At 68.2% G+C, this 22,341-nt stretch carries 27 protein-coding genes, 1 tRNA gene and 2 pseudogenes; 8 read left to right on the top strand and 22 right to left on the bottom strand.

Translation table 11 applies throughout. From position 1 onward, the window contains the following. The first annotated feature begins 181 nt into the window (after positions 1-181). Positions 182-257: transfer RNA gene (locus tag H7V21_RS06195), tRNA-Ala, on the top strand. A 54-nt stretch (positions 258-311) separates the two neighbouring features. On the opposite strand, the gene H7V21_RS06190 is transcribed toward H7V21_RS06195, so the two are convergent. Next, entirely contained in the window at positions 312-785 is a 474-nt protein-coding gene (locus H7V21_RS06190; RefSeq protein ID WP_188055971.1) for an MgtC/SapB family protein, read from the bottom strand. 70 nt (positions 786-855) lie between these two features. Between H7V21_RS06190 and H7V21_RS06185 the strand changes: the two genes are divergently transcribed. Both H7V21_RS06185 and H7V21_RS06180 read left to right on the top strand, forming a co-directional pair. Then, complete coding sequence (locus tag H7V21_RS06185) at positions 856-1,608, top strand: NUDIX hydrolase (RefSeq protein WP_188055970.1); 753 nt, start codon at positions 856-858, stop codon at positions 1,606-1,608. After that, positions 1,605-2,333: an extensin family protein gene (locus H7V21_RS06180; RefSeq protein ID WP_188055969.1), complete on the top strand. Its 729-nt coding sequence runs from the start codon at positions 1,605-1,607 to the stop codon at positions 2,331-2,333. The genes H7V21_RS06185 and H7V21_RS06180 overlap by 4 nt, the downstream gene beginning before the upstream one ends. 72 nt (positions 2,334-2,405) lie before the next feature. On the opposite strand, the gene H7V21_RS06175 is transcribed toward H7V21_RS06180, so the two are convergent. Both H7V21_RS06175 and H7V21_RS06170 read right to left on the bottom strand, forming a co-directional pair. Beyond that, entirely contained in the window at positions 2,406-2,957 is a 552-nt protein-coding gene (locus tag H7V21_RS06175; protein WP_188055968.1) for a hypothetical protein, read from the bottom strand. A 197-nt stretch (positions 2,958-3,154) separates the two neighbouring features. Then, the gene (locus H7V21_RS06170; protein WP_188055967.1) at positions 3,155-3,616 is read right to left on the bottom strand and encodes a hypothetical protein; all 462 of its coding nucleotides are present in this window, start codon (positions 3,614-3,616) and stop codon (positions 3,155-3,157) included. Positions 3,617-3,783: 167 nt separating this feature from the next. Between H7V21_RS06170 and H7V21_RS06165 the strand changes: the two genes are divergently transcribed. After that, positions 3,784-4,332, top strand: coding sequence for a CHAP domain-containing protein (locus H7V21_RS06165; protein ID WP_188055966.1), 549 nt, complete (start codon positions 3,784-3,786; stop codon positions 4,330-4,332). A gap of 2 nt (positions 4,333-4,334) precedes the next feature. On the opposite strand, the gene msrB is transcribed toward H7V21_RS06165, so the two are convergent. The 4 genes from msrB to H7V21_RS06145 all read right to left on the bottom strand — a co-directional run bounded on the left by msrB (position 4,335) and on the right by H7V21_RS06145 (position 8,366). Then, entirely contained in the window at positions 4,335-4,796 is a 462-nt protein-coding gene (gene msrB, locus H7V21_RS06160) for a peptide-methionine (R)-S-oxide reductase MsrB (RefSeq protein ID WP_316715502.1), read from the bottom strand. A 110-nt stretch (positions 4,797-4,906) separates the two neighbouring features. Further along, a complete protein-coding gene (locus tag H7V21_RS06155) occupies positions 4,907-6,142 on the bottom strand; it encodes a cytochrome P450 (protein WP_188056390.1) in 1,236 nt (411 codons plus the stop codon). Between the two features lie 32 nt (positions 6,143-6,174). After that, positions 6,175-7,428: an ABC transporter permease gene (locus H7V21_RS06150; RefSeq protein WP_188055964.1), complete on the bottom strand. Its 1,254-nt coding sequence runs from the start codon at positions 7,426-7,428 to the stop codon at positions 6,175-6,177. Then, on the bottom strand, positions 7,425-8,366 hold the full coding sequence (locus H7V21_RS06145; protein WP_188055963.1) for an ABC transporter ATP-binding protein: 942 nt from the start codon (positions 8,364-8,366) through the stop codon (positions 7,425-7,427). Before H7V21_RS06145 ends, H7V21_RS06150 begins: the two co-directional genes overlap by 4 nt. An 18-nt stretch (positions 8,367-8,384) precedes the next feature. Between H7V21_RS06145 and queG the strand changes: the two genes are divergently transcribed. Next, complete coding sequence (gene queG, locus H7V21_RS06140) at positions 8,385-9,512, top strand: tRNA epoxyqueuosine(34) reductase QueG (RefSeq protein ID WP_188055962.1); 1,128 nt, start codon at positions 8,385-8,387, stop codon at positions 9,510-9,512. On the opposite strand, the gene H7V21_RS06135 is transcribed toward queG, so the two are convergent. Continuing rightward, positions 9,509-9,862, bottom strand: a complete 354-nt coding sequence (locus H7V21_RS06135; protein WP_188055961.1) for a hypothetical protein — start codon at positions 9,860-9,862, stop codon at positions 9,509-9,511. The genes queG and H7V21_RS06135 overlap by 4 nt on opposite strands. Continuing rightward, positions 9,859-10,614, bottom strand: coding sequence for an EI24 domain-containing protein (locus H7V21_RS06130; protein ID WP_188055960.1), 756 nt, complete (start codon positions 10,612-10,614; stop codon positions 9,859-9,861). Before H7V21_RS06130 ends, H7V21_RS06135 begins: the two co-directional genes overlap by 4 nt. Positions 10,615-10,700: 86 nt before the next feature. Between H7V21_RS06130 and H7V21_RS06125 the strand changes: the two genes are divergently transcribed. After that, the gene (locus H7V21_RS06125; protein WP_188055959.1) at positions 10,701-11,690 is read left to right on the top strand and encodes an adenosine kinase; all 990 of its coding nucleotides are present in this window, start codon (positions 10,701-10,703) and stop codon (positions 11,688-11,690) included. 591 nt (positions 11,691-12,281) lie between these two features. Here H7V21_RS06125 and H7V21_RS06120 read toward each other — a convergent pair. Continuing rightward, complete coding sequence (locus H7V21_RS06120) at positions 12,282-13,844, bottom strand: alanine/glycine:cation symporter family protein (RefSeq protein WP_262504030.1); 1,563 nt, start codon at positions 13,842-13,844, stop codon at positions 12,282-12,284. A gap of 133 nt (positions 13,845-13,977) precedes the next feature. On the opposite strand from H7V21_RS06120, the gene H7V21_RS06115 reads away from it, so the two are divergent. Beyond that, on the top strand, positions 13,978-14,436 hold the full coding sequence (locus H7V21_RS06115) for an Rrf2 family transcriptional regulator (RefSeq protein ID WP_188055957.1): 459 nt from the start codon (positions 13,978-13,980) through the stop codon (positions 14,434-14,436). Then, positions 14,433-15,143 carry a class I SAM-dependent methyltransferase gene (locus H7V21_RS06110; RefSeq protein WP_188055956.1) on the top strand — a complete coding sequence of 237 codons (711 nt, stop codon included), beginning with the start codon at positions 14,433-14,435 and terminating at the stop codon, positions 15,141-15,143. The genes H7V21_RS06115 and H7V21_RS06110 overlap by 4 nt, the downstream gene beginning before the upstream one ends. Positions 15,144-15,207: 64 nt before the next feature. On the opposite strand, the gene H7V21_RS06105 is transcribed toward H7V21_RS06110, so the two are convergent. From H7V21_RS06105 to hisA, 12 genes and pseudogenes are all read right to left on the bottom strand, one after another. Then, on the bottom strand, positions 15,208-16,794 hold the full coding sequence (locus H7V21_RS06105; RefSeq protein ID WP_188055955.1) for an amino acid permease: 1,587 nt from the start codon (positions 16,792-16,794) through the stop codon (positions 15,208-15,210). A gap of 107 nt (positions 16,795-16,901) precedes the next feature. Next, entirely contained in the window at positions 16,902-18,080 is a 1,179-nt protein-coding gene (locus H7V21_RS06100; protein WP_262504029.1) for a sodium-dependent transporter, read from the bottom strand. Positions 18,081-18,210: 130 nt separating this feature from the next. After that, a pseudogene (locus H7V21_RS15830) lies at positions 18,211-18,273 on the bottom strand (hypothetical protein); the annotation flags it as partial. A 124-nt stretch (positions 18,274-18,397) separates the two neighbouring features. Then, a pseudogene (locus H7V21_RS06095) lies at positions 18,398-18,780 on the bottom strand (histidine triad nucleotide-binding protein). 163 nt (positions 18,781-18,943) lie between these two features. Further along, positions 18,944-19,180 (bottom strand): PDZ domain-containing protein, encoded by a 237-nt coding sequence (locus tag H7V21_RS06090; RefSeq protein ID WP_188055954.1) that lies wholly within the window; start codon positions 19,178-19,180, stop codon positions 18,944-18,946. After that, positions 19,180-19,461, bottom strand: coding sequence for a hypothetical protein (locus tag H7V21_RS06085; RefSeq protein ID WP_188055953.1), 282 nt, complete (start codon positions 19,459-19,461; stop codon positions 19,180-19,182). The genes H7V21_RS06090 and H7V21_RS06085 overlap by 1 nt, the downstream gene beginning before the upstream one ends. 8 nt (positions 19,462-19,469) lie before the next feature. Continuing rightward, complete coding sequence (locus H7V21_RS06080) at positions 19,470-19,838, bottom strand: hypothetical protein (RefSeq protein WP_188055952.1); 369 nt, start codon at positions 19,836-19,838, stop codon at positions 19,470-19,472. Then, positions 19,823-20,170 (bottom strand): aspartyl protease family protein, encoded by a 348-nt coding sequence (locus H7V21_RS06075; RefSeq protein ID WP_188055951.1) that lies wholly within the window; start codon positions 20,168-20,170, stop codon positions 19,823-19,825. Before H7V21_RS06075 ends, H7V21_RS06080 begins: the two co-directional genes overlap by 16 nt. A gap of 93 nt (positions 20,171-20,263) precedes the next feature. Next, on the bottom strand, positions 20,264-20,587 hold the full coding sequence (locus tag H7V21_RS06070; protein WP_188055950.1) for a phosphoribosyl-ATP diphosphatase: 324 nt from the start codon (positions 20,585-20,587) through the stop codon (positions 20,264-20,266). A gap of 32 nt (positions 20,588-20,619) precedes the next feature. Continuing rightward, positions 20,620-20,841 carry a hypothetical protein gene (locus H7V21_RS06065; protein ID WP_262504028.1) on the bottom strand — a complete coding sequence of 74 codons (222 nt, stop codon included), beginning with the start codon at positions 20,839-20,841 and terminating at the stop codon, positions 20,620-20,622. A 9-nt stretch (positions 20,842-20,850) separates the two neighbouring features. After that, entirely contained in the window at positions 20,851-21,612 is a 762-nt protein-coding gene (gene hisF, locus H7V21_RS06060) for an imidazole glycerol phosphate synthase subunit HisF (protein WP_188055949.1), read from the bottom strand. Continuing rightward, complete coding sequence (gene hisA / locus H7V21_RS06055; protein WP_188055948.1) at positions 21,609-22,340, bottom strand: 1-(5-phosphoribosyl)-5-[(5-phosphoribosylamino)methylideneamino]imidazole-4-carboxamide isomerase; 732 nt, start codon at positions 22,338-22,340, stop codon at positions 21,609-21,611. Before hisA ends, hisF begins: the two co-directional genes overlap by 4 nt. Position 22,341: the final 1 nt, after the last annotated feature.

Raw genomic sequence — 22,341 nt, 5'->3', positions numbered from 1 at the left:
CGCGCTGCCGTACACTGAATCAAAGGATGGGAAGCCCAATCGTTCCATGGGCTTGGCGCGCGGATGCGGCGTTTCGGCGCAGCTTCGTTTCGGCCGCGATGAAAAGCGTGATCGGCACCAGTTGCAACGGCGCCAAGCTGTCGCTAAGGGGAGCGACCCCGGCACGGCCGGGGTTGATGGCGGGGCCGTAGCTCAGTTGGCAGAGCGCTGCAATCGCACTGCAGAGGTCAGGGGTTCGACTCCCCTCGGCTCCACCAGTTCCTCACGGACCGGTTTGCGCCCGCCATCATTTCCCGCCCGCCGGGCGCCGCTCACTCGTCGTCGGCTTCGATCCACGAAATATGGCGCTTGGCGATGCGCAGCGCGACCAGCAGGGTCAGCCCCAGCACCGCGGCGATTGTCACCACCTGCCACTGACCCGCCCCGCACGCGATCCCGACCGCCGCCGAGAGCCAGATGTTGGCAGCGGTCGTCAGGTTTCGCACGTCGCCGGCGCGCACGAAGATCAGCCCCGCCGCGATGAAGCCGATCGCCTGGGCGAGCCCCTGGATCGCGCGCAGCGGATCGGGCTGGGCGTCGGTCGTGCGCAGCTCGGCGAACAACAGCAGCGCCGTCAGCATGATCGTCGCCGAGCTGAGCGCGACGATTCCATGGGTGCGAATCCCCGCCGAGTGGCCCGTCACTTCGCGGTCGAGCCCCAGCAGCACGCCGAGTCCGGTCGCGGAACCCAGCCGCAGGGCGATTTCAACCGTGCCGACATCGGCGATTTCGGGGAGCGGGGCCATGGCATCCCAACGGGTGTCGGCGCGTTGGGATGCATGTTGCACGCCCGCGGGTGTCCTCTAGAGGTCGGTCATGGGCTCTCCGAGTGAAATCGTTCCAGCCGCGACCGTCGTGGTGATCCGCGAGACGCCGGGCGGCGCGGCGCCCGAGCTGCTGATGGTCGAGCGCGCCCGTGCCATGTCGTTCGCCGGCGGCGCATTGGTTTTTCCGGGCGGCCGGGTCGATCCCGCCGATCGCGTTCTGGCGACGCAGTGGGACGGCGATGCCGACGATCTCGCCGCGCGGATCGCCGCAGTGCGTGAATCGCTCGAGGAGACCGGGCTTGCGCCTGGCCTGTCCGTTGCCGCCGAACGGATCGCGGCCATGCGCGCCGAGCTGGCGGCGGGAGCGACGTTTGGCGAGCTGCTGCGCGATCACGCCGCGACGCTCGATCCGCATGCGCTGGTGCCGTTCGCACGCTGGTGCCCCGATCACGACCGGCGGGTGTTCGACACGTATTTCTATCTCGCGCGCGCGCCTGCGGAGGGGCCGGAGCCAACGCCCGACGCGACCGAATCGGTGCGCGTGTTCTGGGCGACCGCGCGGCAGGTTCTCGCGGAAGCCGACGCGGGGCGCGCCCGGATCATCTTTCCCACTCGGCGCAACCTCGAGCGGCTGGCGACGTTCGGTTCGTTCGACGAGGCTGCGGCCAATGCGCGCGCCCATCCCGTCCGCACGATCACACCCTGGGTGGAGCGCCGCGACGATGCCGACCATCTCTGCATCCCGAACGACTGCGGCTATCCGGTGACTTCGGAAGCGATCGATCGAGCGACACGCGGGTGAGCGCGCTCCGCCGCTTTCTCGGCGCGGCGATCGCCTTTGCCGTGCTGCTGGCGCTGGGGCTGGCGCTCTATGCCGTCGTCCGAAAGCGGCCGCAGGATCTGCCCTGGACCAAGCTCGACCTCGGGCAGCCGGTAGGCGCCTTCACCGGGCGCAAGCTCGCCGGGCTTACCGACGATTTCGCCCGCTGCCGCCAGCTGCTGGACGCGGCGGGAGTCGAATATGTCCCGCTCGAACCCGCGGGATCGGACCAGTGCCGATATGAGGATGCGGTGCGGCTTGGAACGGGCGGCGCGCGCACGATCGGCTTCGCTCCCGACCGGCCAGGCGTTTCCTGCCCCGTCGCCGCGGCGCTGGCGATGTGGGAGTGGAACGTGTTGCAGCCCGCCGCACGGCGGCACTTCGGCGAACCTGTCGAAGCGATCGAGCATCTGGGCAGCTATAGCTGCCGCCGCCTCTACGGGCGCAGCACCGGCGACTGGAGCGAGCATGCCACCGCCGATGCGCTCGACGTGGCGGGTTTCCGGCTGGAGGACGGCACGCGCATCTCGGTGCTGCGCGACTGGGAAGGAGAGGGGCCGGAGGCGGCGTTCCTGCGCGAAGTGCGCGACGGCGCGTGCGACCTGTTCGCTACGGTGCTGTCGCCCGACTATAACGCGGCGCACCGCGATCACCTGCATCTCGATCAGGCGGAGCGCGGCGCCATGGGCTGGCGCGCGTGCAGGTGACGCGTGCGCGGCGCACCGCGGCGAGGAGAGCAAGGCCCGCCCCTTGCTGCTTGGCGGCGGGCCCCGGTCCGGTCAGTTCGGCATCGCCCGCGCTTCGATCTTCTCCACCCACTGCGGATAGAAGGCCGGCTGCCGGTTCGACCAGCCGGCGGCAGTCGCCGCGGCTTCGCTGATCGACTGGAGCAGCTTGCGGCGCAGCTCGGGATGCAGATGCGGCAGCGCCGCCGCCGAACAGAATGCCGCTGGCAGCCACGGCCGCACTTCCGCGCCGATCAGCCGCTCATAGAGGAAGCGATATGCCGAGAAGCTGGTGAGCCGTCCCTGGCCCAGATCGAATGCGGAAATCGTCACCAGCGGCGCCATGAACGGCTCGACCTGATCGAGCCCGCTGTCGTCTGGAACGAGCGCACGGACTTCGTGCAGCCGCTCGTAGATGCGCGCCTGTGCGCGGATGCTGGCGGCTTCCACAACATCGCGCGACCAGCGCGCCATGGCGTCCTCGCGCTCGAGGCCGATGTCGAGCGAACGCCGCACATAGCGCTGCGTCCCCGCACTGAAACCCGCAAACTCCTTCATCTCGGCCAGTGTCATCGCACCTTCGGCCGGTTTCATTCTCGCGCCCATCGTCTTCTACTCCACCCGCTCTCTCACCCCTTCGGTCGGATCATGCGCCGTTTTGGTTAACGCAGCGCTTAATCCTCTGTCGTGCCCCATTCAGTATAGAACGAAATTGGGTGCTGCATTGCAACAATGCTGCGACGAACCGAGTCCCGGAGAAGGAAAAAGTCGTGGATAAGCTGCGGGCTGGCCGAATGCGCGCCTCAGCCGGCGCGCAGGCGGACGAAGCCGTTGGTCACCCAGCCGGAAAGGCAGGGCCCCGCATAGCTCTGCGGCCGCTCGACCGGCGCCGAGACGCCGCAGTCGATCGCGTCCTCGCCCGGCGGCGGCACCACCACGCCCAGCCAGCGCTGATCGATCGAACGCGTGCAGACGAAGAGCTGCGTGCCCGGCGTGACTTCGCCCACTGCTTCGGCCTCGCTGAACGGAGCGGCGCGCACCGGCAGCGTCGTCTCCCCGCCAAGATCGAGCACCGTGCCGCGGGTCGCGCATGCCTGAAACTGCGGCCCGCTCTCGCCGATCCGCACCGGCTGGGTTCCCGGGCGCAGCGGCTCGGACGTGTTGGCCACGATCGCATTGGCGTCACCGGGCTGGATCTGATCGATGTCGCAGGCGGCGGGAACGAGGAGCAGGGGCAGGGCGAGTGCAGGAATTGTGGGTCGCATGCCGGCACTGTAGCGTTCCGGCTCGATTTGGCGAGCCATTCCGGGCCGGATCCGCCGCCCGTCGCCTCGTCGCAACGCTTCGTCGGAAAGCCGGGACCGCCCTCTGTACCGGGCTTCTATGCTGGGCTTAGCAAGCTTTAACGAAGTTCGAGGGGCGGGAAAATCCGATGAACATCCGTGCATTCGCAGCGCGTTTCGCGCTGGTGGCCGCATGCAGCCTGATGACGGTGGCGCCGGCCCATGCCCGCTTCTGGCAGTGCGCGCCTTTCGCCCGCGAAATCTCCGGCGTCGCGATCTATGGCAATGCACTCACCTGGTGGGACCAGGCCGCCGGGCGGTACGAGCGCGGCAGCGAGCCCACGGTCGGCGCGGTAATGTCGTTCGCGCCGACGTCGCGGATGCGGCTCGGCCATGTCGCCATGGTCTCGGCCGTCGTCAGCGATCGCGAAGTGCTGCTGACCCATGCCAACTGGTCGCGCCGCGGCGGCGTCGAGCGCGACGTGCGCGCAGTGGACGTCTCGGATGCCGGCGACTGGAGCCGCGTGCGGGTCTGGTATGCTCCGATCGGCGATCTCGGCGGATCGTCCTACCCGATCAACGGCTTCATCTATCCGGAAAGCGCGGCCGAGCCGGCGATGCCCGCGCCGTGGTACGACGATCTCTCGCGGCGCATGGCGAGCGTCTCGCCGCTGGTCGATCGCACGCTGGTGGACTGACCTCAGCCGCGCGGGCGGAAGTCGAGCGCCGCGCCGTTCATGCAATAGCGCTTGCCGGTCGGCGGCGGTCCGTCGTCAAACACATGCCCCAGATGTCCGCCGCAGCGGCGGCACAGCACTTCGGTCCGCACCATGCCAAGGCTGCGGTCGCGCTCGGTGACGACGGCATTGTCGAGCGGCCGATAGAAGCTCGGCCATCCGGTGCCGCTCTCGAACTTGGTCTGGGAGGAGAATAGCGGCAGGTCGCAGCCCGCACACAGGAAGGTGCCGGCGCGCTTCTCGTTGTTGAGCGGGCTGGTGAAGGCGCGCTCGGTGCCGCCCTGGCGCAGGATGCGGAATTCCTGCGGCGTGAGCCGGCGGCGCCATTCGGCTTCGCTGAGGTTCACGTCGAAACGATGGCTCTGCGCCTGCGCGTCGTCGCGCGGCCAGCCGAGCCAGGCGGCGACGCCGCCCAGACCTGCCATGGCAAGAAAAGTCCTTCGAGTATCAGTCATATAGCCGATGTGGGGTCGCGCCCCGCCGATGTGAAGCGTACGGCGGCGAGCGGTCGATCCGCCCGCCGCAGCACGCCGGCTCAGTAGCGGCTGAGCTCGACCGGAAGCTTGCGATAGCCGCGCACGAAGCATCCCATCGTACGCACCGGCTCGCCCTGCACATTCACTCGCAGCCGCCGCTTCGCCATTTCCTCGAGCAGCACGCTGATCTGAAGCTCCGCCAGCCGCGCGCCGACGCAGCGATGGATGCCGTGGCCGAACGCCAGGTGCCGCCGTGCATTCTCACGATCGACGATGATCCGGTCGGCGTTGGGGAAGACGCTCTCGTCGCGGTTCGCCGAGACGTACCACATCACCACCTTGTCGCCCTCGCGGATCTGCTGGCCGGCCAGCTCGGTGTCCTGCGTCGCCGTGCGGCGCATGTGCGACAGCGGCGTCTGCCAGCGGATCAGTTCCTGCGTCGCGTTCTGGATCAGGCCGGGATCGGCCTCCAGCTTCGCCCGCTCCTCGGGGAACTGATCGAGACCATAGGCATAGGCGGTCATCGAGTTGCGGGTCGTGTCGTTGCCGCCGACGATCAGCAGGATGAGGTTTCCCAGGAACTCCATGTCGTCCATCTCCTTCATCGCGTCGGAGTGGATCATCATCGAGATGAGGTCGGGCGTGGGCTCCTTGTCGATCTTCGAATCCCAGAGGTTCCGGAAATAGGCGGCGCACTCATAGAGGTGCATCAGCCGTTCCTGCTTCTTCTCGGGATTGGTCGCGATCTCGATGTCGCCCGCCCAGTCGGACCAGAAGGTCAGCTTGCGCCGGTCCTCCCAGGGAAAATCAAACAGGATCGCCAGCATCTGCGTCGTCAGCTCGATCGAGACGGTATCGACCCAGTCGAACGTCTCGCCGGTGGGGAGCGAATCGAGGATCTCGCTCGTCCGCGTCCGGATGTTCTCGGTCATCCGCACCATCTCGCTCGGCGTGAAGGCCGGTGCGATCGTCCGCCGCTGGGCGGTGTGCTTGGGCCGGTCCATCGCGATGAACATCGGCATCCGCACATCGCCTTCCTGCCAGTCGGCGATCGTCATGCCGCCGCGTTCGGACGAATAGACGTCGGGCAGCGATTCGACTTCCATCAGCGGCTTGTAGGTCGACACCGACCAATAGGGGCCGAACAGGCTGTCCTTGCAGTAATAGACCGGCGCCTCTTCACGCAGCCGGCGAAACGGCTCGTGCCAGGTGTCGTCGCGGTAGAGTTCGCCGCGCGAGACGTCGAGCGGATCGGTCCCGGGCGTGGCATTGGTGTCGGTCGCAAGCGTGGCCATCATCGCTCTCCTGTCTTTTCGACAGGAGAACGCTAACTAACACTAATGTCAACAGCGCTCTCGCGTCTGCGCCGCTTGCGCCGCCTGCCCGGACCCGATTTCAGCACGCCGCGCCGGAACCAGCGGGCGCCGATCGAGACGCATAGCGTCACCCACAGCAGCTGCCAGGCGATCGCCAGCCAGTGCCGCCAGAGCTCGGGTGAATTCGCTGCGCGCCCGATCATCGCGAAGGGCGAACTGAATGGAAACACCTCGGCGATCGTCGCGACCACGCTGTCGGGCGCGGCGGCACCCGCGGCGGCGAGGCCGAACATCGCCATCTGAACGATGGTGATCGGCAGCGACATCATCTGGAGCTCGCGCTGCGTCGATGCCTGCGCGCCGATGCTGAGGAACACCGCGCCGAGCAGCATGTAGGCGAGCGCGAAATAGACCATGAAGAGCAACGGAAAGGCCGGAAAGCCCACCGCCGGTCCCACGTCGGAAAGCGCACGCTCGAAATCGGGCGGGATGAAGGCGGTGAGGTTCGCCAGCAGCGTTCCCCAGAAGGCGAGGAACAGCAGCGCCACGCCGAACATCCCGATCAGCTTGCCGAGGAACACGCTTTCCAGCGGCACCGCGGCGGCGAGCACTTCGATCACTTTGTTCGATCGCTCCTCGGCCATCGTGCCGACCGCCTGGCCCGAGAGCATGAGCGTGACGAAGAACAGCGCGAGCACGCTCAGGAACGCGACCTGGCTCTGCCCGGCGATCGAGGTTTGCTGGCGTTCGACCGGCGTCTTGGTGGCGGCGCTCAGCGGGTCGGCCGATCCGATTCGCTGTGCCCGCAGCGTCAGCTCGGCGAGCTGCTCGAGATATTCGGCGGTGCGCTTCGCGCGCGGGCCGTAGAGGATCTCGGGCGCCTCGAGCGAACCATAGAGCACCGCGTCGATGTCGACGGTGCTCGATTCGAACAGTTGCCGGGCTTGGCGCGCCGGATCGGCCTCAGGCGAGTCGATCCGCAGCCGTGGCGGCCGGTCCTCGTCGGTCGGCGAGAAGAGCGCGCGCAGCTGCCGGTCGGCGGCCGCGATTGCCGGTGCCTGGCCGGCATCGGCGATGATGACGATGCGTGCGCTGTCGCCGCCGCGATCGGCCATGGTCGCCGCGCCCAGGCCGCCGATCGCCCCGAAGCTCGCCATGATGAGCGGCGCGAACAGGAAGATGAGGAAGGTGGGCGTGAACACCGTCGCCACGAAGTCGCGGCGCGCGACCGTCAGCGTCTGGCGCAGGTGGCGGGTGAGGTTCATGCCATGTCCTCCAGCGCCTTTTCGCCGACGATGCGGACGAAGGCGTCGTGCAGCCCGGGGCGTTCGATCGACAGGCCGGAAATGCCGTAGCCGCGATCGATCAGCTTCACGAGCAGCGGCTCGATGCCTTCCGCGGGCAGGGTGAAGTGCCAGCTTCCCGCGCTGTGCTCGGCATCGGCCGGCAGCAGCGCGCGAATCTCGGTGTCCTCGCGGTGCGGCGTATAATGCGCCCGCATCGGCAGTTGGGCGCGCGCGTCGTCCACCGTGCCTTCGAAGCGGACCTTGCCGCCCGCGATGATCGCCAGCCGGTCGCACAATCGCTCGGCATGCGCCATGACGTGCGTCGAGAACAGGATCGTCGCCCCGCGGTCGCGCTCGGCGAGGATCAGCTTCTCGAGCCGCTCCTGATTGACCGGGTCGAGCCCCGAAAACGGCTCGTCGAGCACGAGCAGCGGCGGGTGATGCACCACCGATCCGAGCAGCTGAACGAGCTGCGCCATGCCCTTGGAGAGCTTGCGGATCTTCTCGTCCGCGGCGTGGCCCAGCCCGGCCTGTTCCATCAGCTCCTCGGCGCGCCGCCGCCCGGTCGACCATTTCAGCCCGCGCAGCGCGCCCATGAACGCGATCGCATCCTTGGCGCGCATGCTGGGATAGAGCCCGCGTTCCTCGGGCAGATAGCCGACCTCGTCGCTCGCCTCGCGCGGCCGATCGCGTCCGAGCAACATGCGCTCGCCCTCGTCGGGCTCGATGATGCCGAGCAGCATGCGCAGCGTCGTCGTCTTGCCCGCCCCGTTCGGGCCGAGAAAGCCGTAGATCAGTCCCTTGGGAACGAAGACGTCGATTCCGTCGACCACCGTGCGGCCGCCGAAGCGCTTGACGAGGCCAGTGGCGCTCACGGCCGGTTCGGTACTCAAGAACCCATCCTCCCTTGCCTCCATCCGTGGTAGCGGGGGCGCGTGCGACAAGACAAGCCATTCGAATCGGCGATCCGGGAGAAAGCGGCCGAGCTGGGGTTTGCCGCCGCCGGGATCGCGCGCGCCGACGCGGCGCCGGCCGCGGGCGTGCGGCTGCGCCAGTGGCTGAGCGAAGGCATGCACGGCACGATGCTCTGGATGGAAAGCCGCGCGCACCATCGCGAGAGCCCGGCCGGGCTGTGGCCCGAGGTGCGCTCGGTGATCGCGCTCGGCATGAGCTATGCGCCCGCCGCCGATCCGCTGGCGCTGGCGGAGGCGGGGGAGACCGGGCGCATCTCGGTCTATGCCCAGGGTGGCGACTATCACGACACGGTGAAGAAGGCGCTGAAGCATCTTGCACGCTGGATCGTGGCGGAGGCGCCCGATGCCGACGTCAAGGTGTTCGTCGATACCGCGCCGGTGATGGAAAAGCCGCTCGCCGAAGCGGCCGGGCTCGGCTGGCAGGGCAAGCACACGAATCTCGTCAGCCGGTCGCACGGCAACTGGCTGTTCCTCGGCGCGATCTACACGACGCTCGATCTGGTGCCGGATACGGGCGGCCGCGACCGCTGCGGCAGCTGCGACGCCTGCCAGCGGGCGTGTCCCACCGATGCCTTTCCCGCGCCCTATCGGCTCGATGCCCGGCGCTGCATCTCCTATCTGACGATCGAGCATGACGGGCCGATCCCCGGCGAATTCCGGCAGGCGATCGGCAATCGCATCTACGGATGCGACGATTGTCTCGCGGTCTGCCCGTGGAACAAGTTCGCGCAAGCCGCTGCCGCGAATCGCGCCTTCGCGCCGCGCGCGGAGCTGGCGGCGCCGCCGCTCGCCGATCTGCTGGCACTCGACGATGCCGAGTTCCGCCAGGTTTTCTCCGGTTCGCCGATCAAGCGGATCGGGCGCGACCGAATGGTGCGCAACTGCCTGATCGCGGCGGGCAACAGCGATTCGCCGGCGCTGGTGCCGCCGGTGATGGACCTGCTCGACGATCCGGCGCCGCAGGTGCGCGGAACGGCGGTCTGGGCGTTGGGCCAGCTCGATCCGCAGCGCTGGCAGGCGGAGCGGGCGGCGCGGCTCGCGGGTGAGGACGACCCGGCGGTGCGCGCCGAGTGGCTTGCGGCTCGCTAGCGCAGCGTCGCCGCGCAGCTTGCGGCGTTGACCGGCGCCCCGGCGCGATCGCGCGCCTCGACGTGAGTCACCAGCTGCGATCCGCCGCGCTGATAGAGATAGGCGTCGAGCACGCACGAGGCATTGCCGAACTGGAGCTTGCGCGCGGTTCCTTCCTGAACGTCCATCAGCGGCTCGCCGAAGCGGCGCAGCAGCGTCGCGGCGTCGGCGCCCATCATCGGCGCGGCGGCTCCGCCCGTAGTGCCCGGTGCAGGCAGCGGCACGCGCGGCGCCGGGCCGCTGCCGCCGCCGGATGCGGCGCAGCCGGTGAGTGCGAGCCCCAGTGCCGCCGCTGCGATTGCCTTGTTCACGCGCGTCTCCCTCGATGAAACAAATGGGTGGCCATGGCGGCGCCGAGGATGGGCGCCGCGAGATTGAGGATCGGCACCAGCAGCAGTCCGGTGCCGAGGCCGCCCAGTACGAACCGGGTGACGCGCGTGCGCGCCCGCCAGTCCGGCAGGCCCTTGCGCGGCACATGGCGCGCCGCGACCATGTCGCCCAGATCGCGGCCGAGCAGCCAGGCATTGATCCCGAAGAAGACGAACGGCGCGCCGGGGCTGAACAGCACATAGACCGGCGAGAACAGGATGTTCACCAGGATCGCCCGGCCCGCCGATCCGAGCCCCATCGCGATCGAGCGCCACAGCCCCATGTCGCGGGCGGTGCGCAGCTGGTCGGGATAGTGGCGTGCCTCGACCGCCTGGACCACTTCGTCGGCGAAGATGCCGACCACGGCGATCGCGATCGCGCGCCACAACAGCCAGAAAGCGAGCAGGAACAGGATCAGCGTGAGCGCATTGGCGACCGCGCTGTCCTCGCCGGTCGCCTGGAGCAGCCGGCCGATCCAGGCGAGCGCGGCTTCGAGTGCGCCTGCGTCCGCCGCCTCGCCGCCCAGCCCGCGCAGCCAGCGGCCGAATGCGGGCAGCCCTTCGTGCATGCCGAAATAGAGCCCGGTGCCCGCGGCGATCAGCACGATCACCGTCACCGCCAGCGATTTCAGGAACACACGCACCACCGGGCCGTCGTCGAGCTGGCGCAGCGAAAGATAGAAGCTCCGGAACATGCTCGGGTCGAAATAGCGCAAGGGCGGCTTGGTTGCACTCCCGATTGCGCGCCCCTAGGGAGCCGCAAACCGCCAAGGAGACCCGTGTGACCAGCCCTGCCTATGACGTGGTGGCGATCGGCAATGCCATCGTCGACGTGATTGCCCGAGTGAGCGACGAATTCCTCGAGGCCGAAGGGCTGCCGTCGGGCTCGATGCGGCTGATCGACGCCGATCGCGCAGTCGAGCTTTATGGCAAGATGGGTCCGGGGCAGGAGGTTTCGGGCGGTGCGGCGGCGAACACGCTGGCCGGAATGACCATGCTCGGCTCGCGCACCGCGTTTGTCGGCCAGGTCGCCGACGATCAGCTCGGTGCGATCTATCGCCACGATCTCACGTCGCTCGGCGTGAAGTTCGACGTGCCCGCGCGCGAAGGCGAGCCGCCGACGGGCCGCTGCCTCATCCTCGTCGCGCCCGATGGCGAGCGCACGATGAACACCTTCCTCGGGGCCTCGCACTATCTGCCCGCGGATGCGATCGACGAGGATCTGATCCGCAGCGCGGGCGTGCTCTTCCTCGAAGGCTATATGTGGGATCCGCCCGAGCCGCGCGCGGCGATGCGCCGGGCGATTGCGGTGGCGCGCGAAGCAGGGGTGAAGGTCGCGTTGGCGACCTGCGCCGATTTCTGCGTCCACATGCATCGCGGCGATTTCCGCGCGCTGATCGACGAGAAGCTGATCGACATCCTCTTCGTCAACGAGGAAGAGGCGGGCATCCTCGAACAGTCGGACGCCGATGCGGCGCTCGAGACGCTGGCGAAGGACGTTCCGCTGGTGGTGATGACCCGCGGACCGAAGGGTGCCGTCGCGGTGCGCGGTGACGAGCGCGCGAGCGTCGCGGCCGAGCCGGTCGATCAGGTCAAGGACACGACCGGCGCAGGCGACCTGTTCGCCGCCGGCTTCCTCCATGGCCATGCGAAGGGCGAGGGGCTGGAGGAGTGTCTCCGGCTCGGCGCGATCTGCGCGGGCGAAGTCATCAGCCATTATGGCGCGCGCCCCGAAGCCGATCTCAAGGCGCTCGCCGCGTCGAAGCTCTGAGTTCCGTCGTCCCTGCGCAGGCAGGGACCCATGGCTCTCTCCACGCGCGCTACCCTCTGCGGCGCCAGCGATAGGCCCCTGCCTCCGCAGGGGCGACGGGAAAGGAAACGGCCCGGCGCTCGCCGCGTCGAAGCTCTGAGTTCCGTCGTCCCTGCGCAGGCAGGGACCCATGGCTCTCTCCACGAGCGCTACCCTCTGCGGTGCCAGCGATAGGCCCCTGCCTCCGCAGGGGCGAGGGGAAAGGAAACCGGCCGCCGCTCGCCGCGCCGAAGCTCTGAGTTCCGTCGTCCCTGCGCAGGCAGGGACCCATGGCTCTCTCCACGAGCGCTACCCTGTGCGGTAGCAGAGACAGGCCCTTGCCTCCGCAGGGGCGACGGGAAAGGAAACCGGCCGGCGCTGGCTGCGCCGAAGCTCTGAGTTCCGTCGTCCCTGCGCAGGCAGGGACCCATGGCTCTCTCCACGAGCGCTACCCTCTGCGGCACCAAAGACAGGCCCCTGCCTCCGCAAGGGTGACGGGAAAGGAAAAGGGCCGGGGAGCGATCCCCGGCCCTTTCTTGTTGACCGCCCTTCTTTGCTGGATGGGCGCGGCGATCAGTCGCGGGGGGCGGGCGCCTCGTCGAGCAGCTCGGCCGGCGTTTCGCGGCCGTGATCGCGCCCGGCGTTCCGCACTCCGCGTGCCAGCGCGAACACCACGCCCGAAAGCGCCGCCAGCGCGACAAGGTTCGGCAGCGCCATTGCCGCATTCGAGATGTCGCCCATCCGCCAGATCAGTTCGAGCGGGATCGTCGCCCCGATGAAGATCATCACGCACCACAGCACGCGCCACACGAGGTGCAGCACACGCTCGCCGCGCGGCGTCGCGCCCGGAAGCAGGTCGTAGAGGAAAGTGATCGCCCGCTCGCCATAATAGCTCCAGGTGAGCAAGGTGGTGAACACGAACAGGATCAGCGCCACCGAAGCGATCAGCGTGCCGATCGGAATGCCGGCGATCGCGAAGGGGAAAGCCGCCGCGAACGCACCCGAGGTCATCGCAAATCCGTTGAGATCCGACTGCCAGGCGTGGAGCACCGTGGTCGTCGCTCCGGTCACTGCGTCGGTGTGGACGAAGCTGCCCTCCACCGTCAGCAGCACCAGCGCGGTCATGGTGCAGATGATGATCGTGTCGATGAACGTGCCCATCATCGCGAACCGGCCCTGCATCGCCGGATCGGTCGTCTGCGCCACCGCGTGCGCGACCGGAGTCGAGCCCTGGCCCGCCTCGTTCGAGAAGAGGCCGCGCGCCACGCCGGCGCGGATCGCGAGGATCACCGCCGCGCCCAGGAAGCCGCCGCTCGCCGCCTGTGCATTGAATGCGCCATAGAAGATGCGGCCGAACGTCTCGGGCAGCGATCCGAAGTTCAGGATCAGGGCGACGATCGCCATGATGATATAGGCCACCGCCATCACCGGCACGACCTTCTCGGCCACCGCGCCGATCGACTTGATGCCGCCGATGATGACGACGAACACCGCGACCGCGGCGATCAGCCCGCCGATCCATTCGGGCAGGCCGGTCAGTTCGTTCACCGAATCGGCGAAGCTGTTCGCCTGAATGCCGTTGCCGGTCACCAGTGCCGAGGCGAGCGTGCCGATGCAGAAGAGGATCGCCAGCCACTTCCACTTCGGGCCCAGGCCGAAGGTGATGTAGCTCATCGGCCCGCCGCGATAGGTGCCCTCGGGCGTGACTTCGCGGAAGCGGATCGCCAGCGCGCCTTCGGCAAAGGCGAGCGCCATGCCGATCAACGCCGTGATCCACATCCAGAAGATCGCGCCCGGACCGCCCAGCGTGATCGCGGTCGCGACGCCGGCGAGATTGCCGGTGCCGACCTGGCCGGAGAGCGCGGTGGAAAGCGCAGCGAACGGCGAAATCTCGCCCGCGCCGCGCTCGCCGGATTTGCGGAACAGCCCGGCGAACGCCGTGCCGAGATGCGTGATCGGATAGAAGCGCAGCCCGATCATGATGTACATGCCGATGCCGAACAGGATCACGACCATCGGCGGGATCGGCAGCACCTCGGCGCCGTTCCACGTGCCGCCCCAGATGAAGTCGGACACGTTGGTGACGTGATCGATCAGTCCGACCGTCGCATTCTGATCGGCTTGTGCTGCTGCCACGCTGTTCCCCCCTTTGGCCGTCGCGCAAAGCGGCACGCTAGCCGAAGGGGCGGGGCGGGGGAAGCCGCTGCGGCCACTCCGGGTGGAGGGCTTGCGCTTGACTGCGGGCGCGAATCGTAACAATAGAAGTTGCATGAAACGCGACAGTCGCCTTTCGGGCGTGCTCCACGTGCTGCTGCACATGGCCGAGCATGACGGCCCGGTTCCCTCCGAGGTGCTCGCCCGGGCGATGCAGACCAATCCCGTGGTGATCCGCCGGGTGCTCGCGGGGCTGCGCGAGCAGGGCTATGTCCGCTCGGAAAAGGGGCATGGCGGCGGCTGGACGATCGCCTGCGATCTGGAAGCGGTCACGCTGCGCGACATCTATGAAGCGCTTGGCCGTCCCGCCCTGTTCGCGCTCGGCAACCGCAGCGACTCCCCCGATTGCCTGGTTGAACGGGCAGTCAATGCGGCGCTCGATACCGCGCTGGAAGATGCGCAGGCGCTGCTGCTCGCTTCGTTCGAGCGCGTGACTCTCGCTGCGCTCAGCGCTGACTTCCACCGCCGGATGGAGCGCGTTTCCGGCGGCGCCTCTCCAGGAGAAGCCGAATGACCGATGCCGCCAACGAGGACAGCCAGCGCATCTTCCTGCGCAATTTCGAGGATGATGCGGCGATCGCAAACTATGCCGATGGCCCGCGTCGCTTCACGCCGGGGCTCGACGCGCTGCATCGGATGACGAGCATCCTTTTGGCGGAGCGGGCGCCCGCCGACGCGCGGGTGCTGGTGCTTGGCGCCGGGGGCGGGCTGGAGCTGAAGGCGCTGGCCGACGCGCATCCCGGGTGGCGCTTCGTCGGCGTTGACCCGGCGGGAGCGATGCTGCGGCTCGCGATGCGGACCGTCGGCGCCGCGATCGACCGGGTCGAGTTGATCGAAGGACTGATCGACGCGGCGCCGCCGGGGCCGTTCGATGCGGCGACCTGCCTGCTGACGCTGCACTTTCTGCCGTTTCAGGCACGGGTCGAGACTGTGCGCGCGATCCACGCCCGGCTGCGGCCCGGTGCGCCGTTCGTCGCCGCGCACGGCAGCTTCCCGCGCGCCGATGGCGCGGCGGAGCGCTGGGTCGACCGGTACATGCACTATGCAGTCGCCTCGGGCGCCGATCCCGAACAGGCGCGCACCGCGCGCGACGCGGTGCTGGCGAGCGGCAATATGCTTGAACCCGAAGCCGATCTGGCGGCCCTGCGCGAAGGCGGCTTTATCGACGCCGAGCTTTTCTACGCGGCCTTCACCTGGCGCGGCTGGATCGGTCACGCCTGAGCGCACGAAAAAGGGCCGGCATCGCTGCCGGCCCTTCTCATTTGGTCACCATGGTTCGGCCGCGTCAGATGCGATCGGCATCGTCCACGCCGGGAATCGCGGGATCGATGTCCTGGATCTCGGATTCATGCACTTCGACGATGCCCTGGCCGAGATGGCTCTTCCGATAGCCATAGGCGAAGTAGATCACGAAGCCGATCACGCCCCAGATCGGCAGCACCAGCATCGCTTCGATCGGCAGGTTGAAGAACAGGAACAGGCATCCGAACACCGTGGCCGGGCCGATCAGCATCAGGAACGGCGTGCGGAACGGGCGATGCCGGGTCGGTTCCTTCCGGCGCAGCAACATCACTGCGATCGCCACCATCATGAAGGCATAGAGCGTGCCCGCATTGGCGATGTCGGCCAGCTTGCCCACCGGCAGGAAGGCGGCGGCGAACGCCACCACCATGCCGGTGATCGCAGTGACGACATAGGGCGTCTTCCACTTCGGATGGATCTTCGACAGCCCCTCGGGCAGCAGCCCGTCGCGCGACATGACGAAGAAGATGCGCGTCTGCGCGAACAGCAGCACCAGGATCACCGACGGCAGCGCGACGAAGGCGGCGATGCCCAGGAAGTTGCCGATCGTCGAATAGCCGATCTGACGCAGCACATGCGCCAGCGCCTCGTCCGAACAGACCAGCCAGCCGGCATATTGCGGCAGCGCGCACTGGCGGGCGAGCTCTTCGGAACCGGCGGGGAAGGGAATGCCGTTCGGGCCCAGGATCGGCTGGCCGCCGATCGTGCCGATCGCGCCCGCGGCGACGAGGATGTAGAAGATCGTGCAGATCAGCAGCGATCCGATCAGTCCGATCGGCACGTTCTTCTGCGGATTGCGCGTCTCTTCCGCGGCGGTCGAGACAGCGTCGAAACCGACATAGGCGAAGAAGATCGTCGCCGCCGCGCCGACCGCGCCGACACCTGATCCGAAGCCGCCGAACAGGCCGGCGGGCAGGAAGGGATTGAACTGGCCGGTCGAGAATTCCTCGGCCGGCAGCGTCAGGATGATGAAGGCAGTGAGCGCGGTGACCTTGATCGCCACCAGCACCGCGTTCACTCGGGCGCTTTCGTTCGTGCCGATCATCAGCAGCCAGGTGACGAGCAGCGCGATCACGATCGCGGGCAGGTTCACGAAGCCGCCGGGGATTCCGCCCAGCGCCAGCGGCGCGCCGGCGAGGTAGCTTGGTAGCTCAACCCCCATGAATTCGTTGAGGATCGTCCCGGTGAAATAGCCTGACCAGCCGACCGAAACCGCGCTTGCCGCGACCGCATATTCGAGCACCAGCGCCCAGCCGACCGACCAGGCGAGGAACTCGCCCATCACCGAATAGGTGTAGGTATAGGCCGAACCGGCCACCGGGATCATCGCCGCGATCTCGGCATAGCAGAGCGCCGCGACGATGCAGATCGCCCCGGCGATGGCGAAGGCGAGCATCAGGCCGGGCCCGGCCTTTTGCGCGCCCGCGGCGGTGAGCACGAAGATGCCCGTGCCGATGATGCAGCCGACGCCGAACAGCATCAGCTGAACCGCGCCGAGCGAACGATGGAGGGATTTTTTCTCCGCGGTCGCAAGGATCGCGTCGAGAGGCTTGATGCGCCCGAAGATCATGCAGGATCACTTTCCACTCTGGCCGTGGAGGACCCACGGCGCCAGGCTGAGAACGCGCGGAGCCTAGCGACGAAAAACGCCGCCGCAAGTGACAATTTCGAGACGGTTCAGCCGATCAGTCCCGGGAAGATTCCGAGCACCAGAATTGCCGTGAGAACGATCGGGCACAGCCATGCCACCAGAAAGCGCCACAGCAGCTGCGTGCCGCCCGAAAGTCCGTTTTCGGCGTCGATCAGCCGCCGGTCGGCGATCCAGCCGATGAAGATCGCGGTCAGCAGGCCGGAAAGCGGCAGCAGGATCTTGCCGGTCACCGTGTCGATCGAATCGAGGATGTCGAGCTGGGCGAAGCTCGGCCACCAGGCGAGCGGGCGCACATCGGCAAGGAGGTTATAGCCCAGCGCCGAGAAAATTCCGGCGACGAACGCCGCCCCGGCGACGAGGATCGCCGCACGCGCGCGCGAGACCCGGAAGCGGTGCATCAGCCACGACGACGGCGCCTCGAGCAGCGCCACCGACGAAGTGAGCGCAGCGAAGCCGACCATCAGGAAGAACAGCAGGCCGATCAGCGATCCGAACGGCATCGCCTGGAACGCGACCGGCAGCGAGACGAACATCAGCGCCGGCCCCGCCGCCGCGTCGAGCCCGGCGGCGAACACGATCGGAAAGATGCAGAGCCCCGCCAGGATCGCCACCGCAGTGTCGGCGCCGCCGATGATCAGCGAGGATTGCGCGAGGTTGGTGTCGCGCCCGGCATAGGCGCCATAGGTGATCATCAGCGCCGATCCGAGCGACAGCGAGAAGAAGGCCTGCCCCAGCGCCGAGAGCATCACGTCGGGGTGCAGCAGCCGCTCGGGATTGAAGGCGAAGAGGAAGTCCACGGCCTCCGCGAACGCGCCGGTGAACGCGCCATAGACGGTGATGCCGAGGAACAGCGCGAAGAAGGTCGGCATCAGCCATACCGCCACCACTTCGATGCCGCTCGAAACGCCGCGCGCGACGAAGAACAGAGTCACTGCCATGAACAGCGCGTGGAGCGAGACGAGCATCACCGGGTCGGCGAACAGCGCGGGCAGCAGCGCCTCGATCGCCGCCTGATCCTGCCCGGCGAAGGCGCCGCCGGCGAGATTGCCGCCCAGCGCTCCGACCAGGTCACCCGCGAACACGCCGACGTAATAGAGCACCCAGCCGGCGACGACGCTGTAGAAGCTGAGAATGAAGAACGCGCCGAGCACGCCGACACCCGCGAGCGCCGACCAGCCGGTCGACACGCCCGAATCGCGCGCCACCGTCTTGGCGCTCTCGACCGCCGAGCTGCCGCCGTGGCGCCCGATCAGCGTTTCGGAGAGCAGCAGCGGCCAGTCCGATCAGCACGACGCAGAAGATGTAGAAGACGACGAAGGCGCCGCCGCCGTTGGCGCCGGCCTCTGCGGGGAAGCGCCAGAGGTTGCCGAGGCCGACGGCCGATCCGATGGCGGCCATGACGAAAGCGAAGCGCGACGACCAGTGCGGCTGTGCCGCTTCCGTCTGGTCCGATACCGTGCTGCCGCCTGCCACTGCCATTTCCGCCCCTGTTCGCTGTTGTCGTTGGGGCCGAGCCTAACGCCTAGCGCGGGGCGAGCATAGGCCCGAGCTGCCGTCCGGCGAAGATGTGGACGTGAAGATGCGGCACTTCCTGGTGCGCGTTTCATGCCGATGTTGGCGAGCAGCCGGTATCCCGCGCCTACCAGCCCCGCCTCGCGCGCGACATGGCCCACGGCGCGGACGAAGCCGGCGATCTCGGCATCCGGCGCGCTGGCGGAAAAATCGTCCCACGAGACATAGCGCCCCTTGGGGATCACCAGCACATGGTGCGGCGCCTGCGGATTGATGTCGTGAAAGGCGAGGGCGAATTCGTCCTCATACACCCTTCTTGCACGGGATCTCCTCGCGCAGGATCTTCGCGAAGATGTTGCTCTCGTCATAGGGCTTGGTGGCGTCGATCGGCATCGGATCCTCCCTTGGTTCGCGCTCGGCCTAGCGCGATTTGCCGACGGCTTGAACACCGCTCCCGCCTGCGCGCCCGCGTGCGATTCAAGTAACGGCATTGCGGGGCCGGCAGAACCTTCTCTGCACCGGCTCGCCCGCACCGCGGGCCGAACGATTCCGCACCCTATCGGCCGGTCACATCGATCGTGACGCGCTGGCCCTGGCGGAGCACCGTCAGTTCGCCCGCCGATCGTTCAGGCCGCGATTCGATCAGCCAGCGCATCGTTTCACAGGCGGTGCCTCCGGCGGAGAGCTCCCGGTCGTCGATGGCCAGTACCTGGTCGCCGAGTTCCAGGCCAGCCCGCTCCGCCGCGGAATCGTCGAAGAGTTGAACGACTATGACCTCGGTTCCGGAGGCCATCAGCGCATAGCCGGGATGTGCTGCAACGGGTGAGGCCGGCTGCGCGGGTGCAGAAGGATGCGCCCCCCCGGATAGTCGAGCGTGACGTCGTGGCTGGCAAGAATGCCGAGCCCGATCAGCGATGGGGGAGCGCTGCGCGTGGTTCCGTCATGGCGACGAAGCGCGCTCTCGCCCAGGCGGAAGCCTTCGATCTCGAACCGCAGCAGATCGGTCTCGGCTCCCAGCCCAGCTGCGGAGACGCCATGCGAGCCCCGGCCCTGACGAACCGTGCCGGCGATCATCGCGCCTCTCACGCGTCGGTCGCGGGTAACGCGATCGAACAACGTGATCGTATCGGAATTGCCGGTGTCGAACAGTCCCGGTCCGAAAGGCCGCCGATAGCGTAATCGAACACCGGCGCATGCGGGTAGCCCAAATCGTGCAGGGTCGCGACGATCGTCTCCTCGGTCCTATCACCGCCCGACAGATATTCGGGACTTGCGGCGATTTGCAGTGTCTGTCGTTCCCCGTCGATATGCCACACGCTGCCGGGAAAGATCTCCGATCCGATCACGCCTCCTTCGAAGAAACACCCGCCAGGATCGGCGATGCCGAAATCGGCTATCAGGACCGGCACGTTGCGGAACGACACCTCGCCGATCGTCAGCCGATCGACCACCGCAATCCCGGTCGTGACTTCCGGCCATTGGCATCACGCCCGGTGTTCGAACCGATCACTTCGAGGCCGATCTCTTCGGCCAGCTTGCGCGAGATCATCGTAGGGGAGCCGGTGTCGAAGATGAAGCGGCGCTCGATGCCGTCGACACTGGCATCGATTGCGAACTTCCCCATGTGCGGGATCAGGGCCGCGGTCGTGACGTCCTCTTCCCGCTCGATCGTAACCGCTCGCTGCAGAGCCGCCGCCGCCTCGGGCGTCATCTGCGCTTGCACTCGTGCGGGCATGCTGCCCGTCGCCAGCGCAACGAGGATCGCGATGAGGTGCAGCTTCATGGCTCGTCTCCAGCTCGTCGGCAGCGCGAAGCAGCTATTGGTAGAGGCGGTCGAACCGAACGCAAGCGGCCACAGCCTGCTTGTGTTCACCGATCACAGATAGCGCGCCGCTTTTTCGTCGAGGCCCGAGCGGCCGCGGCGGCGGGCGAGCTCGGCGCGGACGTCGTCGAGCGACAGGCCCGCGTCGGCGAGCAGGATCAGCAGGTGGAAGACGAGGTCGGCCGCTTCGCCGGTCAGCGCCTGGGCATCGTCCTGCATCGCCGCGATCGCGGTCTCGACGGCTTCCTCGCCGACCTTCTGCGCGAGCTTGGCGCGGCCGCGCGATGTGATCCGCGCGACATAGGAGCTGTCGGGGTCGCCGGTGCGGCGTTCGCGGATGGTGGCTTCGAGTTCGGCGATCGGATCGGTTTCGGTCATGCCCCACGCCTCGCGCGCGCCGGGCGCGACTGTCAATCCCGCCGCTGCGCTTTCGCCCGGAAGCGGCGGCGCAGCGCACGCCGCGCGAGGAAGACGCCGAACGCCGCCAGCACGAACAATACGAGATCCGAGAGCTCGGGCATCGAGCGGGTGGCGATCTCGCCCGAATGGGGCGCCACCGCCAGCGCGGGCGCGGGAAGCAGCAGGAGGAGCAGCGCGACGATCATGCTGCCCGCCCTAGCGCGTCCGCCCATTCCAAAGCGTTAAGCGCGCACCGGGATACCCGCCGCGGCGAGCGCGGCATGCGCTTCGCCGAGGCTGGCCTCGCCGAAATGGAAGATCGAGGCCGCGAGCACCGCCGAGGCATGGCCGTCGCGGATCCCCTGAACCAGATGGTCGAGCGTGCCGACGCCGCCCGATGCGACCACCGGCACCGACACCTGATCGGCGATCGTGCGGATCAGCGCGAGGTCATAGCCGTCGCGCGTGCCGTCGCGATCCATCGACGTGACGAGCAGCTCGCCCGCGCCCAGCTCGGCCAGCCGCAGCGCATGCGCGACCGCGTCGATCCCGGTCGGCTTGCGGCCGCCATGGGTGAAGACTTCCCAGCGCCCGTCGTCCACCCGCCGCGCATCGACCGAGGCGACGACGCACTGGCTTCCCATCCGCTCGGCGATCTCGGATACCAGCTCGGGCCGCGCCACTGCGGCGGAATTCACTGCCACCTTGTCGGCCCCGGCGAGCAGCAGCGCGCGCGCGTCCTCCACGCCGCGCACGCCCCCGCCCACGGTGAGCGGCATGAAGCAGACTTCGGCGGTGCGGCACACCACGTCGATCATCGTGCCGCGCGCCTCGTGGCTGGCGGTGATGTCGAGGAAGCACAGCTCGTCGGCGCCCGCCGCGTCATAGGCGCGTGCCTGTTCGACCGGATCGCCCGCGTCCTTCAGATCGACGAAGTTCACGCCCTTGACGACGCGGCCGTTCGCGACGTCGAGACAGGGGATGACGCGTGCGCGAACGCTCATCCGCGCGCCACCCGCAGCGCTTCGGCCAGATCGAGCCGCCCGTCGTAGAGCGCACGGCCGGTGATCACGCCGTCGATCCCTTCATCGGCATGCTCGGCCAGCGTGCGGATGTCGGCGATGTCGGCCACGCCGCCGCTGGCGATCACCGGAATATCGGACGAGCGCGCCAGCGCCACGGTCGCTGCGACATTGCAGCCCTTGAGCAGCCCGTCGCGGCCGACGTCGGTGAAGAGCAGCGCGGCCACGCCCGCGTCGCGGAACCGGGCAGCGAGCTCCTCGACCCGCACGCTCGATACATCGGCCCAGCCGCGCGTCGCCACCAGCCCGTCGCGTGCATCGACCGCCACCACGATCCGGCCGGGATGGACCTTCGCCGCCTCGCGGACCAGCGCTGGCCGCTCGAGCGCCGCCGTGCCGATCACCACGCGGGCGACGCCGAGTTCGAGCCATCGGTCGATCGCCTCGCGCGTGCGGATGCCGCCGCCCACCTGCACCCGGCCGGGGAACGCCCGCACCACCGCCGCCACCGCCGCGCCGTTCACCGCCTTGCCGGCGAAGGCGCCGTCCAGATCGACGACGTGCAGGTGATCGGCGCCCGCCGCGGCGAACGCTTCCGCCTGCGCGGCCGGGTCCTCGCCATAGATGGTGGCGCGGTCCATGTCGCCTTCGGCCAGCCGCACGACCTTGCCGGCCTTGAGGTCGATCGCGGGAAAGACAGTGAGAGTCATG

Origin of the sequence: Sphingosinithalassobacter sp. CS137 (genome assembly GCF_014334115.1) — a bacterium.
In the GTDB taxonomy this organism is placed as follows: domain Bacteria; phylum Pseudomonadota; class Alphaproteobacteria; order Sphingomonadales; family Sphingomonadaceae; genus Sphingomonas.
Note: the sequence above shows the minus strand (reverse complement) of the source record. Positions and strands in the feature narration are given on the sequence as shown.

Bases quoted from the DNA above. Each gene is read 5' to 3' on its own strand.
- H7V21_RS06190 (WP_188055971.1), bottom strand. From the start codon at position 785: ATGGCCCCGCTCCCCGAAATCGCCGATGTCGGCACGGTTGAAATCGCC.
- H7V21_RS06185 (WP_188055970.1), top strand. From the start codon at position 856: ATGGGCTCTCCGAGTGAAATCGTTCCAGCCGCGACCGTCGTGGTGATC.
- H7V21_RS06175 (WP_188055968.1), bottom strand. From the start codon at position 2,957: ATGGGCGCGAGAATGAAACCGGCCGAAGGTGCGATGACACTGGCCGAG.
- H7V21_RS06170 (WP_188055967.1), bottom strand. From the start codon at position 3,616: ATGCGACCCACAATTCCTGCACTCGCCCTGCCCCTGCTCCTCGTTCCC.
- H7V21_RS06165 (WP_188055966.1), top strand. From the start codon at position 3,784: ATGAACATCCGTGCATTCGCAGCGCGTTTCGCGCTGGTGGCCGCATGC.
- msrB (WP_316715502.1), bottom strand. From the start codon at position 4,796: ATGGCAGGTCTGGGCGGCGTCGCCGCCTGGCTCGGCTGGCCGCGCGAC.
- H7V21_RS06155 (WP_188056390.1), bottom strand. From the start codon at position 6,142: ATGGCCACGCTTGCGACCGACACCAATGCCACGCCCGGGACCGATCCG.
- H7V21_RS06150 (WP_188055964.1), bottom strand. From the start codon at position 7,428: ATGAACCTCACCCGCCACCTGCGCCAGACGCTGACGGTCGCGCGCCGC.
- H7V21_RS06145 (WP_188055963.1), bottom strand. From the start codon at position 8,366: ATGGAGGCAAGGGAGGATGGGTTCTTGAGTACCGAACCGGCCGTGAGC.
- H7V21_RS06130 (WP_188055960.1), bottom strand. From the start codon at position 10,614: ATGTTCCGGAGCTTCTATCTTTCGCTGCGCCAGCTCGACGACGGCCCG.
- H7V21_RS06115 (WP_188055957.1), top strand. From the start codon at position 13,978: ATGAAACGCGACAGTCGCCTTTCGGGCGTGCTCCACGTGCTGCTGCAC.
- H7V21_RS06110 (WP_188055956.1), top strand. From the start codon at position 14,433: ATGACCGATGCCGCCAACGAGGACAGCCAGCGCATCTTCCTGCGCAAT.
- H7V21_RS06105 (WP_188055955.1), bottom strand. From the start codon at position 16,794: ATGATCTTCGGGCGCATCAAGCCTCTCGACGCGATCCTTGCGACCGCG.
- H7V21_RS06090 (WP_188055954.1), bottom strand. From the start codon at position 19,180: ATGGCCTCCGGAACCGAGGTCATAGTCGTTCAACTCTTCGACGATTCC.
- H7V21_RS06085 (WP_188055953.1), bottom strand. From the start codon at position 19,461: ATGATCGCCGGCACGGTTCGTCAGGGCCGGGGCTCGCATGGCGTCTCC.
- H7V21_RS06075 (WP_188055951.1), bottom strand. From the start codon at position 20,170: ATGAAGCTGCACCTCATCGCGATCCTCGTTGCGCTGGCGACGGGCAGC.
- H7V21_RS06070 (WP_188055950.1), bottom strand. From the start codon at position 20,587: ATGACCGAAACCGATCCGATCGCCGAACTCGAAGCCACCATCCGCGAA.
- H7V21_RS06065 (WP_262504028.1), bottom strand. From the start codon at position 20,841: ATGGGCGGACGCGCTAGGGCGGGCAGCATGATCGTCGCGCTGCTCCTC.
- hisF (WP_188055949.1), bottom strand. From the start codon at position 21,612: ATGAGCGTTCGCGCACGCGTCATCCCCTGTCTCGACGTCGCGAACGGC.
- hisA (WP_188055948.1), bottom strand. From the start codon at position 22,340: ATGACTCTCACTGTCTTTCCCGCGATCGACCTCAAGGCCGGCAAGGTC.